This is a genomic window from Gordonia sp. SL306, from assembly GCF_026625785.1.
Lineage (GTDB): Bacteria > Actinomycetota > Actinomycetes > Mycobacteriales > Mycobacteriaceae > Gordonia.
The window spans coordinates 2,709,372-2,723,527 of record NZ_CP113063.1 but is presented as its reverse complement, the minus strand read 5'-3'; the positions used below and the strand labels follow the sequence as shown (position 1 = coordinate 2,723,527).

At 68.3% G+C, this 14,156-nt stretch carries 13 protein-coding genes and 1 pseudogene; 3 read left to right on the top strand and 11 right to left on the bottom strand.

Going from position 1 to position 14,156, the window contains the following annotated elements; genetic code table 11:
• Window positions 1-22: 22 nt before the first annotated feature.
• From OVA31_RS12430 to OVA31_RS12405, 6 genes and pseudogenes are all read right to left on the bottom strand, one after another.
• Window positions 23-1,525: a phytoene desaturase family protein gene (locus OVA31_RS12430; protein ID WP_267626970.1), complete on the bottom strand. Its 1,503-nt coding sequence runs from the start codon at window positions 1,523-1,525 to the stop codon at window positions 23-25.
• Window positions 1,522-2,655, bottom strand: a complete 1,134-nt coding sequence (locus tag OVA31_RS12425) for a glycosyltransferase (protein WP_267626968.1) — start codon at window positions 2,653-2,655, stop codon at window positions 1,522-1,524. The genes OVA31_RS12430 and OVA31_RS12425 overlap by 4 nt, the downstream gene beginning before the upstream one ends.
• A pseudogene (locus OVA31_RS12420) lies at window positions 2,645-3,387 on the bottom strand (carotenoid biosynthesis protein). Before OVA31_RS12420 ends, OVA31_RS12425 begins: the two are co-directional and overlap by 11 nt.
• A 92-nt stretch (window positions 3,388-3,479) precedes the next feature.
• A complete protein-coding gene (locus OVA31_RS12415) occupies window positions 3,480-4,148 on the bottom strand; it encodes a monooxygenase (protein WP_267631499.1) in 669 nt (222 codons plus the stop codon).
• 61 nt (window positions 4,149-4,209) lie between these two features.
• Window positions 4,210-5,232 (bottom strand): polyprenyl synthetase family protein, encoded by a 1,023-nt coding sequence (locus OVA31_RS12410; RefSeq protein ID WP_267626967.1) that lies wholly within the window; start codon window positions 5,230-5,232, stop codon window positions 4,210-4,212.
• A 170-nt stretch (window positions 5,233-5,402) separates the two neighbouring features.
• A complete protein-coding gene (locus OVA31_RS12405) occupies window positions 5,403-6,587 on the bottom strand; it encodes an MFS transporter (RefSeq protein WP_267626966.1) in 1,185 nt (394 codons plus the stop codon).
• A 51-nt stretch (window positions 6,588-6,638) separates the two neighbouring features.
• On the opposite strand from OVA31_RS12405, the gene OVA31_RS12400 reads away from it, so the two are divergent.
• Both OVA31_RS12400 and OVA31_RS12395 read left to right on the top strand, forming a co-directional pair.
• Complete coding sequence (locus OVA31_RS12400; RefSeq protein WP_267626965.1) at window positions 6,639-7,829, top strand: ROK family transcriptional regulator; 1,191 nt, start codon at window positions 6,639-6,641, stop codon at window positions 7,827-7,829.
• A 113-nt stretch (window positions 7,830-7,942) separates the two neighbouring features.
• Complete coding sequence (locus OVA31_RS12395; protein ID WP_267626964.1) at window positions 7,943-9,166, top strand: NAD(P)/FAD-dependent oxidoreductase; 1,224 nt, start codon at window positions 7,943-7,945, stop codon at window positions 9,164-9,166.
• Window positions 9,167-9,218: 52 nt separating this feature from the next.
• Here the strand turns inward: OVA31_RS12395 and OVA31_RS12390 are convergent, their stop codons facing one another.
• Window positions 9,219-10,229, bottom strand: coding sequence for a hypothetical protein (locus OVA31_RS12390; RefSeq protein WP_267626963.1), 1,011 nt, complete (start codon window positions 10,227-10,229; stop codon window positions 9,219-9,221).
• Between the two features lie 93 nt (window positions 10,230-10,322).
• On the opposite strand from OVA31_RS12390, the gene OVA31_RS12385 reads away from it, so the two are divergent.
• Complete coding sequence (locus OVA31_RS12385; protein ID WP_267626962.1) at window positions 10,323-10,919, top strand: TetR/AcrR family transcriptional regulator; 597 nt, start codon at window positions 10,323-10,325, stop codon at window positions 10,917-10,919.
• Here the strand turns inward: OVA31_RS12385 and OVA31_RS12380 are convergent.
• From OVA31_RS12380 to OVA31_RS12365, 4 genes are read right to left on the bottom strand one after another with little or no spacing between them, the layout of a single operon-like run.
• Window positions 10,876-12,132 carry an MFS transporter gene (locus OVA31_RS12380; protein ID WP_267626961.1) on the bottom strand — a complete coding sequence of 419 codons (1,257 nt, stop codon included), beginning with the start codon at window positions 12,130-12,132 and terminating at the stop codon, window positions 10,876-10,878. The genes OVA31_RS12385 and OVA31_RS12380 overlap by 44 nt on opposite strands.
• On the bottom strand, window positions 12,129-12,770 hold the full coding sequence (locus tag OVA31_RS12375) for a GntR family transcriptional regulator (RefSeq protein ID WP_267626960.1): 642 nt from the start codon (window positions 12,768-12,770) through the stop codon (window positions 12,129-12,131). Before OVA31_RS12375 ends, OVA31_RS12380 begins: the two co-directional genes overlap by 4 nt.
• Window positions 12,771-12,817: 47 nt before the next feature.
• Window positions 12,818-13,294, bottom strand: coding sequence for a glutathione peroxidase (locus tag OVA31_RS12370; RefSeq protein ID WP_267626959.1), 477 nt, complete (start codon window positions 13,292-13,294; stop codon window positions 12,818-12,820).
• Between the two features lie 42 nt (window positions 13,295-13,336).
• Window positions 13,337-14,062: a hypothetical protein gene (locus tag OVA31_RS12365; protein WP_267626958.1), complete on the bottom strand. Its 726-nt coding sequence runs from the start codon at window positions 14,060-14,062 to the stop codon at window positions 13,337-13,339.
• Window positions 14,063-14,156 lie beyond the last annotated feature (94 nt).

Here is a 14,156-nt window from a genome sequence, read left to right as displayed (position 1 = left end):
ACAAGTGGTGACGCTTCGCTCCTCAGGCCGGTCCGATGAGATCGGCGACGATCGCCGCCGACAGCATGACCAACGGCAGACCGCCGCCCGGGTGCGCCGATCCTCCGACGAGGTACAGCCCGGGGACCGGAGAGGCGTTGGCCGGTCGGAGAAATGCCGAACGCGGCCCATTGGACGACGAACCGTAGATGGAGCCTCCCGGCGTCAGGGTGCGGCGTTCGAGATCGGCCGGGGTCAGGATCGTGCGATGCCGAATGCGATCACGGACGTCGAGACCGCGGGCGGCCATCACCGACAACACTCGCTCGGCATAGGACGTCGCGAGTCCCGGAGCGTCCCAGTCGACGCCGTTGCGGGGGTCGTGCCGGGCCGCGTTGACGAGGACGAACCACGATGCCGTGCCAGGCCCGGGCACGATCTCGGGGTCGTCGGGCGCCGAGATGTACACCGTCGGACGATCGACCGGCCGCGGGTCGCCGTGCCTGCCGAACGCCCCGCGTCCGAACACGCCGTCGAATTCGGCGTCGTAGTCCTCGGCGAACAGGATCTGATGATGCGCGTGATCCGGTGGCGGGTCGTCGAGCCCGAGCAGGATGACGAACCCCGAGAGTGATGGTGTCGCGCGTCGGATGCGTGCCGACACCCGCCGTGCCGCCCGGGTGTTCAGCAGTCGGCCGTACACCTCACCGGCGTCGGCGTTGGCGACCACGAGATCGGTCTTCCGGACGCGGCCATCGGCCATCCGCACCCCGTCGATGCGCCCGTCACCGTCCACGGTGAGCTCGGCCACCTCGGAGTCGAGGTGCACCTCGCCGCCGAGCTCGGTGAACCGATCGCGGATGGCGGTTGCGATACGACCGAGACCGCCCGGCACATACCAGGACCCCCACGACTGTTCGGCCCAGGGCACCGATGCCAGCGCGGCGGGGGCACGCCGCGGATCCGAACCGGTGTATGTGGCGTACCGGTCCAACAGCATTCGCAGTCGAGGATCGGACAGATACGTCCGGCCGAGGCCTCGCAGGGTTCGCCACGGGGCGATGGTCGCGATGTCGACAGGCCGGGACCGCCGCAGCATGGCTCGTACGCCGAGGGGCGACTCGAGGAACACCTCGTGGGTGAGATCCCAGATCTGTTCTGCGCGAGCTAGGAACGCTGCCCACTGCGCACCGGCCCCGGCGCCGAGTGCGGCGTCGAGCGCATCCGGGATCGCGGTCAGTTCACCCGGGAGATCGAGCCGGTTGCCGTCGGGGAACCGATACCGGGCGGCCACATCGAGCCTGGCCAGCGGGAGCGCGTCCGCAAGCGCGACGCCGGAGGACTCGAAGAGGTCCGCGAGGACGTGTGGCATGGTGACCAGGGATGGGCCGGTATCGAACCGGAAACCGTCTGTCTCGATCACCCCGAGCTTCCCGCCGATCTCGCCGGATTGTTCCATCACCGTGACGCGGTGTCCGCGGGCCCGCAGACGCAGGGCGGCGGCCAGCCCACCCACGCCCGCACCGACCACGATGATGTCGCTCATCGGCGCACCGCCACACTGCGTCCGCGCCAAGTCAGCGAACCTCGTCGGTGCGCCACAACGGAATCGGCGGTCAGGGCGGTGAAGGCCAGAATCGACCACGGGTGGGCGAGGGCATCCGGCCAGACCCGACCGGCGGTGGTTCGTGCCACGATCACCCGCGACGCCACCCCCGCCAGATAGCCGATGAACCCGACACGCGACCCTCGGAGCATCGCGGCGGCAGGCACCACGTAGGCGACGTTCAGCAGCGCGACCACGGCGATCGTGCCGGGCAACGACCCGAACGCCGACCACAGTGATTTGCGATAGCCATCGCGCACCTGCCGCCAGCCGTCGTACATCGCACAGGACGCCACCTCACTGCCCTCGACGACGACTCCACGCCCGCCGGAACGCTTGACCGCGCGTAGCAGGGCGATGTCCTCCAGGATCTCCGCGCGCACGGATGCATGGCCACCGGCCCGACGGTAGGCGGTGGCATCGCACACCAGCAGTTGGCCATTGGCCGCCGAGAGTGAGGGCCGCGCAGAACGTTCGGCCAGGCGGAGCGGGAGGGTGCTCATCCACGACCACTGCAGCAGCGGCTGGACGAGCCGCTCGACGGGCCCGTGCGTCTCTTGGCGCGGGTACGGGCTGACGAGTTGGAGTCCGGTCGCCCGCAGCAATGCGGCCGATGCGGCGAACGCATCCCGTTCGACCCGCACGTCGGCGTCGAGAAAGATCAGCACCCCGCCGTCGTCGTCGGCGAAGCGCGACAACTGATGACACGCCCACGGTTTTCCGAGCCAGCCCGGTGGAATCGGTTCGCCGGCCACCACCCGAACCCGATGGTCGCGAACGGCGATGTCGGCCAGCGCCTCCGACGTGCCGTCCGTCGATTCGTCGTCGAGGACGACGACTCGTGCCAGACCGGGCCAACCGTCGCACCCGTCGAGCACGGCGGCCATGCAGTCGGCGACGTTGACGATCTCGTCTCGCATCGGGATCAGGACCGTCAAGGCTTCGGATCGGGGCATCGCTCCCGAGACCGGACGCCTGATCACGGACGCATTGTGCAGCGTCTGCAGAAACGCCGCGACCGCGATACCACTACCCGATCGCACTGCTGTCTCCCAGATCTCACGCGGCACGACGGCCTCCCGGCGAACGTGCACGCAGCACCGACACGAGTAGCGGGATGGCCACCGCACCCATCAGCAGGCCGCCCGCGACCGCAACGGGCGGGCGGCCGAAGAACGCGGCGTGCGCAAGCATCGAGGAGAAATAGGTCCACAGATACAGCGCGACCGGCAACGCATCATACGGCGAGTGTCCGATGAGATGATCGAGAGCGGCGATCAGGAGAAACGACACGACGAACCATCCGGCGAGTTGGTCAGCGGGATCCCTTCCACCCCGGGCAGAGCGGGATGCGGGAACCGCCACGCCCAGTGGCCCTGATCGACCATCTGCGGATCGAGAAAGATGTCCCACGCCGTGAGCGCGCAGGCTCCGACGAGCGCTGTCGCCCAGCGGCGGCGCGGTCCCACCAGGCGGCGGGCCACGGCAAGTGCGGGCCACGCCATCATGACCCAGGCGAACGGGATCACGATCGGGACGTCGAGAAGCTCCGCTCCCAGATTTCCGGTGTACTCATAACTGCCGAAAGGGAATCCGGTGCGGACACCGATCGATTCGGCAAGAAGCCCGCCTCCGCCGGCGACGAGCAGTAGGATCACCGCGGCCTTCCGTCCACGGGTGCTCGCCGCATCCGCGAGGACCGCGGCGGCGAGACACGCGACACTGGCCACCGTGAGGACAAGGGTGCCACCGTCGGTGTACGGGAAGGCGATCTGGGCGGCCACGCCGGCCGCGAGCAGCATCCATGCGACCGTCGGCAGACGCTTCCCGACGACGGTGTCGTGGGGTCCGGAGACCGCGGCGTACGAGGGTCGTCGTCGAAAGGTCAAAGGAATCATGGCCTCTGGCCCCGATAGGTTCCACTGATGTCGGTCACCGCGAGTCGCGTGAACAATTCCTCCGCGTACCAGCGGGCGGGGTCGGTACGCCGCACGACGGCACGATGTCGGGGTGAGCGGTAGGCGAATCCGGTGAGGTCGTCGCTCGAATCCCACACCGAGAAGGTGCCCTGTAATCCGATGGGCGCCTCGCCGATTCCCAGTGCCATCCGGAGGCCAGGCGAGCGATCGAGCTCGTCGACGACGGGTGGGACAGCTCGCCAGAACGACATCGCCCGCGTCGGGCGCAGACGCGCCCGGGTGATCGCGGCAACCGGTCCCGTCCAAGGGTGGTGGGCGAGCTCCGTCTGCGGGCCGAAAGGCTCCTGGCGTGCCCAACGGCCACGGGAGGCGAGCGGGCGCATCGTCACGTGCAGCCGCTCGGAACACGCCGAGTCCCAGGATCGGATGACCCCGGTCGATGCCGACTCGGCGGCGGAAGCGTCCGTGCACACCGTCAACAGCGCCCAGTGGTGCAGATCGGCGTCGCGCGGCGTGAAGGTGCGCGCCGATCCCGTACCCATGATCTTCCCGAATCCGAGTCCGGGGAGACCTCGCATCGCCGACCGGGTGCGCGCCACCCGGGCCAGCGCGGGCAGTACGCGCTCCACACCCCAGATCCGCATCTCGACAACCGGCCGCTCGTCGTATTCCGTCACGTCATCCCTGACCGTCCGGGCGCAGATCTCATGCACGCCGCCACGCGCAGCGCTCGATCAGATCCCTGAGCGCGAGCCGCGTGATCTCGTCCGAGGTCGATTCGTCCACGATGCGAAGTGACTCGAGCGTGAGTTCCTCGATCCGGTCTTCGACGACGTCCACCGCTCCGGTGTCCGCGAGGATCTCGCGCACCGTGAGGAGGTCCTTCTCCGTCAGTCCCGGATCGCCGAGATGACGGTCGAGATGCTGCCGCTGAACAGGATTCGCGCGCTCCGACGCGATCACGACGAGCAGTGTCCGCTTGCCCTCGCGGATGTCGTCGACGACGGGTTTACCGGTCACCTCCGGATCGCCGAAGACACCGAGCACGTCGTCGCGCAACTGGAACGCCTCGCCTGCGGTCAGTCCGATCCGCTCGTACGAGTCCATCAACTCCTCGTCCGCACCGCCGAGTACGCCACCGAGCCGAAGGGGATGGCCCACGGTGTACCGCGCGCTCTTGAAGCGCAGGACGACGCGGGCCCGCTGCGCCGAGGTGGTCTGCTGCACCTGCCCGAGGACATCGAGGAACTGACCCCCGATGGTCTCGTCCCGCATCTGCGACCACACCGCCCGCCCCGACATGCGTGTTCGTCGGTCGTGGTCCGCGAAGCCGTGGTCGACGAGGTCGTCCGCCCAGGACAGGCAGAAGTCGCCGACGAGGATCGCCACGGCCTCCCCGTAGGCGTCGGCGTCGCCGGACCACCCGGCACGGCGGTGCTCGGCGGCGCAGCGGCGATGGACGGTCGGCAGCCCGCGCCGCTGCTCGCTGTGATCCATCACGTCGTCGTGCACCAATGCGGCGAGGTGGAACAGCTCGAGTGCGGAAGCCACATCGGCCGCGCCCGGTGGCAGCGGTCCGCCCGCGGCACCGCGGGCACCGGCCAGGCAGAATGCGGCACGAAGTCGCTTTCCGCGCGAAGCCATGTCTCCCAGCAGTTCGGTCACCGGGACGAGATCAGGGTCGATCTGCGCCAGGCGGCGGGCATGGTCGGCAACGTGGGCGCGCACGATCGTCTCCACGCTCGTCAGATCTTGACGCGTTCGGTCTCGACCAGCGCGGACAGATGGCACGGTGAGTGCTTCGGAGGGTCGCACGCAAAGTATTTCGGAGCCGTGCGCGAGGTGGATGGGTCAGCGGTGTCCGGACCGTGGACGACGACCGACAGGCCCGCCGAGGTTCACCCCGGAAACCCCCGTCTTCCCCGGACCGCGACCACCAACCCGGCGACCACGAACGCAGCACCCACACACGCGAGGTGGAAGGTGGCCGAATCCGACGCGAGCAACGAACCACCGATCAGCGCGCCCAGTGCGATGCCGATGTTGGACGTCGAGTTGATCCACGCACCGGCGACCTCGGGCGCATCCGTCAGCGCGCGGACCGCGGCGGACTGGTACATCGACGGCACCCCGCCGAACAGACCGTTCCACAAGGCCATCGCGATGACCAGCAGGACCAACCACTGGTGCGACAGACCCACCGCGAGGATGGTCGCCGCCAGCAGCACCAGGACGGTGAGAACCGTGGTCCGCGGACGACGATCGATCGTGCGGCCAACGCACGCGAGTCCGAACAGACCGCAGATACCGCACAGCAGCAGGAGTGGTCCAATCCACGACTCCTGCGCACCGGCGGCCAGCAGTACGACACTGATGTAGGTGTAGAGCGTGTACTGACCGATGAAGGTCAGCGTGTTCGACGTGACCACCACACCGAGATCTTTGCGTGCACCGGGCTTTTCGATCCGGCGGCCAGCGGCGGCACCGCTCACAGCAGGCAGAAAACGGACGATGAGGACGACGGCGATGAGCGCGACGACGGCGAGCGTGACGAATGCGTTGCGCCAGCCGATCGCCGAGCCCAGCGCCGTCGACAACGGCACGCCGAGGACGAACCCCGCCGTGGTACCGCCGGCGACGACGGCGAGACCCCGACCGACCTGGCGATGCTCGACGAGCCGCGGGACGTAGCCGATGCACACCGAGAAGAACAGGGCGTGCGCCAGCCCACCGACCACCCGCCCCGCGGCCACGACGGCGAAACTCGGCGCGGTGGCGATCAGCAGGTTGCTGATCAGGTAGCCGACCACAGTGGTGAGGATCAGCCTCTTGCGGGCGAACCGTTTGGTGGCGATGGTCAGCGGCACCGCGAAGACGGCAACCATCACCGCGAACACCGTCACCAGCAGACCGGTGACCGAGTCGCCCACCCCGAACGCATCCCCTATGGCGGGCAACAGACCCACGGGCAGCATCTCGGTGGTCACCGCGAGGAACCCGGCGACCGCCAAGGTCAGCAGGGCAGGTGCGTTCTGGCGGACTCCGTGCCGGGAGTCGGCCAGATCGATGCTGGTCGCGGGCATCAGGAGAATATACTCGTTATACGAGTTTATTGGAAATGCGAAGATGACCCGATGGCCATCCCGTCCGCCGGTCCGACCGCCGCCCGCTGGCTGACGGCCGCCCGACTGATCGACGTGGTGCGTACCCAGCCGGGTGTCACCCGCGCGTCGGCAGCTCAGGAACTCGGCATCCGCAGCGGCGCCGCGACCGAGCTGCTGGCTCGACTGCGCCGCGTCGCGCTGCTCGACGAGAGCCCCGCCCCGGCCCAGGGACGCGGGAGACCCACCACCGTTCTTCATGCACATCCGTCCGGGCCTCTCGTGATCGCGGTCGAGCTCAGTCTCACCGGATGGCGGGTGGCGACCGCAGACCTCGACGGTGTCCCGCGCGTGGCGGCGAGCACCACGCGGATGGGCCGGGACCCGATGCCCGTGCTGGCCGAGATCGCCGACGTCGTCGGCGCGATCCACGGGCAACACGGCGAGCGAATCCGCGCGGTCTCCGTGTCGGTCGCCGGTGCGGTCCGCGACGACCGTCTGGTCCAGTTCACCCCGCTCGACTGGTCGGAGATCGACCTGTCAGGCCTCATCGCGGAACCACCCGCTGACGTCAAGCTCCCGATCCTCGTCGGCAACGACGCCACCCTGGCCGGTCTGGCCGAGGCACGCACCGGATCTGCGCGCGGCGTCGGGACCGCGCTGCACCTGATCATCGCCGTCGGGCTCGGTGGCGCGCTGGTGGTCGAGGGTGTGCCGGTGATCGGCGCACACGGCGGCGCAGGCGAGTACGGCCACGTGCCGTTCGGCGATCCCGCAGAGTTGTGTCCGTGTGGCGCCCACGGGTGCTGGGACCTCACCGTCGACGGCCGGGCCCTCGCCCGACACCGCGGCGACCCGCCGCCGGAGAACCCGCTGCGCTACGCCTACGACCTCCTCGATGCGCGCCGCACCACAACCGGGCCAGAGATCCAGCGCACCTTCGATCTGGTCGGCTCCTCCCTCGGTCGCGGGATCGCCGGGTTGGTCAACATCCACGATCCCGACGTCGTCACCCTCGGCGGGCTCGCCGCACCGCTGCGCACGGCGGCCCGCGAACCCTTCGACGCCGCGTATCTCGGTGGGCTGATGTCGTTCCGTAAGCATCGACCCCCGGAGGTGATCGACGGAATCCACGGCGACGACGGTCCGTTGCACGGCGCGGCGCTGCGCGGCGTCGACCACATCACCACCGTCGACGCGCTCGCCGAGTGGGCGGACCGCTGATCGCACAACACCTCTGATCGCATACGTCGCGAGTAGAGTCGGGCCCAGACGCACGAACCCGAGAGCCGGTGCAGATCATCGTCTGCACCAGATGCAAGACGGAGGCGATGCTCGTGACCACCATCGTGATCGTCGGAGGCGGCCTGGCCGGTGCGAAAGCGGCCGAGGCGCTACGCGCACAGGATTTCGACGGAGACGTGATCCTGTTCGGCGCCGAAGAGCGTCTGCCCTATGAGCGACCGCCGCTGTCCAAGGAGTTCCTGGCCGGGAAGAAAACCCTCCACGACTTCACCGTGCACGATGGAGATTGGTATCGGGACAACAGGATCGACCTGCGCCCCGGCACCGACATCGACAACCTCGACGTCGCGGGCAAGTCGGTGCGGCTTCCGGACGGCAGCACCGTCGCCTACGACAAACTCTTGCTGGCCACCGGTTCTCGATCACGTCGTCTCGACCTGCCCGGCGCCGACGCGGACGGTGTCCACTACTTGCGGACCATCGACGACGCGCAGCGGTTGAGCGATGCGATCACCGACACGACCCGCGTCGCCATCGTCGGTGGCGGTTGGATAGGGCTCGAGGTCGCGGCAAGCGCCCGGGAACGCGGCGCCGAGGTGACCGTCGCCGAGTTCGCCCCACAGCCCCTGCTGGGCGCCCTCGGGCCGGAGGTCGCCGAGGTGTTCGCCGAGCTGCATCGTGAACACGGAGTGGACCTGCGCACCGGCGTCGAGGTCGCGGAGATCATCACCGAGGGCGGCGCCGCGCGTGGCCTCCGGCTGGCGGGCGGCGACACCGTCGACGCCGAGGTGGTGCTGATCGCGGCGGGAGCCGTCCCCAATCTCGAACTCGCGGAGGCAGCCGGGCTGGCGACGGCCGATGGCGGCGTGCTCGTCGGCGCGGGCCTTGCGAGCAGTGATCCCGATGTGTTCGCGGTCGGCGACATCGCGAACGCCGAGCACCCGCTCCTGCACACGCGGGTGCGTACCGAGCACTGGGCGAACGCGCTGAACCAGCCTGCGGTGGCGGTCACCAACATGCTCGGCGGCAGCGAGGAGTACTCGAATCTCCCGTATTTCTTCACCGACCAGTTCGACCTGGGCATGGAGTACACCGGACTGTCGACCGGCTATGAACAGGTGGTGTTCCGCGGCGACGTCGCGGGACGGGAGTTTGTCGTGTTCTGGCTCGACGGCGAATCACACGTGCTGGCGGGGATGCAGGTCAACATCTGGGATCAGCTCGAAGGGATCAAGGATCTCATCACGGCCCGGACGTCGGTGGACACCGCCACACTCGCGAACCCGGATGTGGCGCTCGCCGAACTCATCTCGTGATGGGCTGATCGCAGCACCCGAATCCGGCCCTCCGGGGCGAATCCGGCGGTACTCAGCCCACCGCCACCGCGGTCCCGTCCGTCGTCGTGCCCGGATCGGCAGGCTCCGAGTCGCGTTTGCGCCGTGCGCGAACCATGCCTGCCCCGTAGAGCGCGAGACCGAGAGCCAGCCAGAAGCACAGCACGACGATCGACCGCGCGATGCCGTGCCCCTCGAAGAAGACGACGTCGCGCAACAACATTCCGGTCGCACCCGGCGGCAGCAACTGACCGAGCGTCCCCCACGGGGCGGGCAACAGTTCGGGAGCACTCTGCAATCCCGACAGCGGATTGCCCAGGAAGATCAAGAGCACAGCGGCGATGCCGAGACCGATGCCGCCGAGGAGCTCACGCAGACCCAGAACCATGAAACAGGTGGCGGCGATGCCCAGCATCGCGGCGAGACTGGTCACCCAGTAGTTGCCGTCGAACGTGCCGATCACGAACTGCAGCGTGGCCACCAACGCCAGCCCCCCGGCCACCGACACACCGGCGGCGGCCACCAGCCGGGCACCGTTGCCGGGGATGAGCAGCATGATCACCATCGCACCGATCCAGCCACCGAGCGCCAGCGGCAGCGCGCCGGCCGCTAGGCCCGCACCCTTCGGGTCGTCGGCGGGAAACCCTTGGACGTCAACGGGTTGCGTCGTGATACCCATCCTCTGGCCGACGGTCCCCAACAAGGTGGCAACCGCCGGACTCGCGGCACTCGACACCACCACCGTCTCCGGTCCCTTCGCGCCGAACACGACCGCGCCGTAGATCTCCCGGTCGAGGATCGCGTCTGTCGCGGCCGCCTGATCGGGGTAGGCGGTGACCGCGAATCCGTCTGCGCCCTGCTCGAAATGAGCCGCCTGTGCCGCCGGAGCGACCACGCCGATCGGGACATCGTGGGGCGCCGACCGCGAGGCCGGGAGGGCGAACGCGATGACCATGAGGGTCAGCAGGATCGCGATGCCGACGATCAGACCGATCATCTTGCGTGGGGACATCTGGCCGGCCCGATCCGATGTTGGCATTGCCATGAGACCCCACTCCTAAGAGACGCTTCGTTTCCTAACGAGAGAAGTGTAGAGTTCTCAGATAAGAAACGCAACGTTTCCTCTGTGGAGGTGGAGATGCCTGCTCACCGACGGCGGGGCGCCGAACTCGAGCGCGCGATCCTCGAAGCGGTGCGTGACCAGGTGGATCGGCACGGGTACGCGAACACCACGTACGAAGGCGTCGCGGCGGCGGCAGGCACGGGCAAGGCGGTCCTCTACCGCCGCTGGGCCACCAAGGCGCACATGGTGCTCGCCGCGATGGCGGCCGACGAGCAGATCGAACTGACCTTCACGGTCGACACCGGCAGTCTCGCCGACGATCTGAAGCTCGCGCTCAGGGGCGGACGGGACATCCTCGACCACCGACGGGAGATGGTCGTCGGGCTCCTGGCCGACCTCGATCCCAGCGACCCCGGTTGGGGACAGTCACTGTTCTCCGACCGGATCAGCGTGGTGCTCGGCCCGATTGTCGATCAGGCCCGCGCGCGTGGCGAACTCGGTGACGCGCCGCTGCCACCACGGGTTCTGGCAGTGCCCCTGACCATGCTGCGCCATGACACCCTCGTCTACGGACGCGTGTCCGACGACGACATCGCCGAGATCGTCACCACCTGCATCGTCCCGTTGTTCACCACCGCAAGCCGGTCACCGGCAGGTGCTTTCGATAGCTGACGAGCACCGCCAGGGTCGAGATGATCAGCAGCACGACGAGTGCCGTCAGCAGCTCGATGGTGGTGAACGGCGGCGTCAGCGCCGCGAGGATCGTCGGGACGATGAACCCCACGTAGGCAACGGCATAGAAGACCCCGGTGAGCTTGGCCAGGTCCGCGGCCGGCGCGATGCGCTGGACTTCGAGAAGGCCGGAGACGAGACCGATTCCGAAGCCGGCCCCGAAGACCACGCTCGCCACCGCACCGACGATCAGCTGATCGGTCGCCACCGCTGCCATCATCACCAGCATGCCGACGGTCAGCGTCGCGAGCGAGACGACGATTCCACGTGCGCTGGAGGACGAGTCGATTCGCTTGGCCACCGGCTGGATGAGCGCACCGGAGACCAGCGCGATCACGCTGAGCACCGTCGCGTAGGCGAGCCCGAGGCCACCGGCCGCATCCCCGAGAAGCACCGGAAGGTACCCGTAGGAGAGTCCGCACGCAACGAAAAGCCAAGGGCCGCAGACGACCACCACACGGAGGAATCGTCGGTGCCGAGCCGACGGCACCGACAGGCGGGTCCGCAGAGGCGGGCGAACCGCGTCGGGAGCGCTCGTCTCGGGCGGGCGCCGGACGAGCCAGAGGAACGGCAGCGTAACCACCACATGGATCGCGTAGGGCAACACCTCTGGCCACGGCCCCCACTGCGCGATGCTGCCTGCCACCAGCGCACCCAACGCCGACCCGAGGGTGAAGGCGAGCGATGCACGGCGCGCGCCTGAGCCGGCGTCGGCGGTCATGTCATACGGCTCTCCGGACATCTCCTTGAGCCAGGTTGTCCCGACGGCCATCGCCGTCCCGACCGTCATACCCGACACCAGGCGGCCGAGATAGATGGGGACGGAGCCGAGTTCGCCCAGCGAGAGGAGCACGCTCCCGGCGAGACCGAAGCAGACGGCCCAGAACATGGGAATCCGTCGGCCGACGTGGTCGGAGACCGCGCCCGCGATGATCAGCGCCGGCGCGAGCCCGGCCACATAGACACCCAGGAAGCTCGTGACCGTGCCGGCCGAGTAGTGCTCGGCCTCCTTGTACAGCAGCAACATCGGACTGAACTGGTTGCCCGCCCACGAACAGACGAACACCGCCCCGAACACGAGAACCCACGGCGGCAACGCGCGGCGGGACGCGAGGTCCACGGCCGTCGAGCGCTGTTGCGTTTCCAGGCTCATACCGCCCCCTGGTAACGATCGAGATGGGCGTCGAGCGCGTCGGCGAATCGCGTCGCATCACCGCGCAGGAAGCAATCCGCGAGTTCCCGGTGGTCGTCGTAGGACGACATCAGATTCGCCGGGTCCACGCGGAGCAGCAGATTGCGCAGACGCTGCTGGCGACTCCGCAGCTCCTCGTAGAAGTGTTGAGCCACCGGATTGCCCGAGGCCTCCACCATCAGCGCGTGGAAGTCGTCGTCGGCCTCGACGAACCCGGACACGTCCCCGGCGTCGACGTGACGACGCTGCCGTTCCAGATTCTCCGCGAACAGGCCGGCACAACGTTCGGCGGGACCACCGGCCGCGAACACCTGGGCCGCCGACGCCGATTCGATGCCCTTGCGCATGGCCAGGACGTCTTCGGCCTCGCGATGCGTCATCGGCCGGACGATCGCACCCTTGCGGGAGACGAGTTCGATCAGTTGCTCGGCGCTGAGCAAGAGGAACGCCTCATGGACGGGGGTCCGGCTGATCCCGAGCTCGGCGCCGATCGCACCCTCGCTCACCAGCGCACCTCCGGGCAAGTCTCCGCTGATGATCCGAGCCTTGGTGTGGGCATACGCGCGCTCGGCGGCGACGGGCCCGGTGGTCGTGGTCATGCGGGCACCCTACCCCTTGCATGCAAGCTTGCATGCAAGGGGTGATCTCAGAGCAGTCCGCCGATCGCCCCGGTCAGTTTCTCGGGCTTGGTGGTCGGCGCGAACCGATCGACGACGGTGCCGTCACGTCCGATGAGGAACTTGGTGAAGTTCCAGTTGATCCGTCCGCCGAGCAGCCCTCGCTTCTCGGAACGCAGCCACGCATAGAGCGGATGCGCTTCGGGTCCGTTGACGTCGATCTTCGCGAACATCGGGAACGTGACGTCGTAGGTCAGCGAGCAGAAGTTCTTGATCTCGTCCGCATCGCCCGGTTCCTGGTGCGCGAACTGATCACACGGGAATCCGAGCACCCGCAGCCCCTGGTCGGAGTACTTGCGGTGCAAGGCCTCGAGCCCTTCGTACTGCGGTGTGAAACCGCACTTCGAGGCGGTGTTGACGACGAGGAGCGGCAGCCCGGCGTAGCCGGACAACGGAACCGGGTTGCCGTCGATGTCGTCAGCGGTGAAGTCGTAGGCGGTGGTCATGGATCTCTCCCCGTGGTCGCGCATCAGAGGACGCAGATGCGTCTAGGTGTAGGCGGACCGGCCCAGTATCGCATCGCAGGCCGCCGCGCCCTCCGCGATCCCGCGCTCGAAGGCCCGCCCGCGCTCGGCGCCGGTGCCGTGCGTGGGCCGGCCGGGCAATGAGTACATGAACGCCACAGCCTGGGTCAGATCGGCAGGTGACAGGTAACCCTCGGCGACCAGCCAACTCCACCCGGCACCCGACCAGCAGTCGCCGGCGAACTCCAGACGACGCACCTCGTCGACCGGGCCGAACACGGTGGTGGACACCGGCCTCAACCCGACGCTCTCCTGCACACCGTGGCTCGACTCGTGGACGAAGGTGGTCACGGCCCGGCTCCGCGTCGAGATGAGGGCGGCATCCGTCTCAGGATTGAAGAACGTGGTCTTGTCACAGTGGTGGAGCCCGAGATTGATCAATCTCCCGAGTTCGGCGTAGACGCAGACGTCACCGTTCTCGCTGTTCCACGACAACCCCGCGCCCGGGTTCTGAACCATCACCGTCTCTCGGACCACCGAAGCCCGCCCCCGGTGCCCGAGCCACAGATCGGTCAGCGCCACAGCGCACGACGCATTCTTCATGGCGGTCTGCTCACCGAGGCAGGCCGCGAGGTCGGGCCCGACAACCACCGTCCGGAACGGTGCCGCGTGGGCGCTCGTCTGATAGCCGAGGACCATCGCGGTGACGCACACCAACACGGACACGACCACCGCGGAACCGCGTCTCATCGAAGCCTCGTTCCCACCCGCGACCAGGCCATGATCGGCGCTGCCGGACGTCTCAACGCTAGTGCGACGCACGATCGTCGCACTAGAGTCTGAC

What these genes read in the sequence shown, in the direction of transcription:
- OVA31_RS12430 (WP_267626970.1), bottom strand. Translation starts at nt 1,525, where the DNA reads ATGAGCGACATCATCGTGGTCGGTGCGGGCGTGGGTGGGCTGGCCGCC.
- OVA31_RS12415 (WP_267631499.1), bottom strand. Translation starts at nt 4,148, where the DNA reads ATGCGGATCTGGGGTGTGGAGCGCGTACTGCCCGCGCTGGCCCGGGTG.
- OVA31_RS12405 (WP_267626966.1), bottom strand. Translation starts at nt 6,587, where the DNA reads ATGCCCGCGACCAGCATCGATCTGGCCGACTCCCGGCACGGAGTCCGC.
- OVA31_RS12400 (WP_267626965.1), top strand. Translation starts at nt 6,639, where the DNA reads ATGGCCATCCCGTCCGCCGGTCCGACCGCCGCCCGCTGGCTGACGGCC.
- OVA31_RS12390 (WP_267626963.1), bottom strand. Translation starts at nt 10,229, where the DNA reads ATGGCAATGCCAACATCGGATCGGGCCGGCCAGATGTCCCCACGCAAG.
- OVA31_RS12385 (WP_267626962.1), top strand. Translation starts at nt 10,323, where the DNA reads ATGCCTGCTCACCGACGGCGGGGCGCCGAACTCGAGCGCGCGATCCTC.
- OVA31_RS12380 (WP_267626961.1), bottom strand. Translation starts at nt 12,132, where the DNA reads ATGAGCCTGGAAACGCAACAGCGCTCGACGGCCGTGGACCTCGCGTCC.
- OVA31_RS12375 (WP_267626960.1), bottom strand. Translation starts at nt 12,770, where the DNA reads ATGACCACGACCACCGGGCCCGTCGCCGCCGAGCGCGCGTATGCCCAC.
- OVA31_RS12370 (WP_267626959.1), bottom strand. Translation starts at nt 13,294, where the DNA reads ATGACCACCGCCTACGACTTCACCGCTGACGACATCGACGGCAACCCG.
- OVA31_RS12365 (WP_267626958.1), bottom strand. Translation starts at nt 14,062, where the DNA reads ATGAGACGCGGTTCCGCGGTGGTCGTGTCCGTGTTGGTGTGCGTCACC.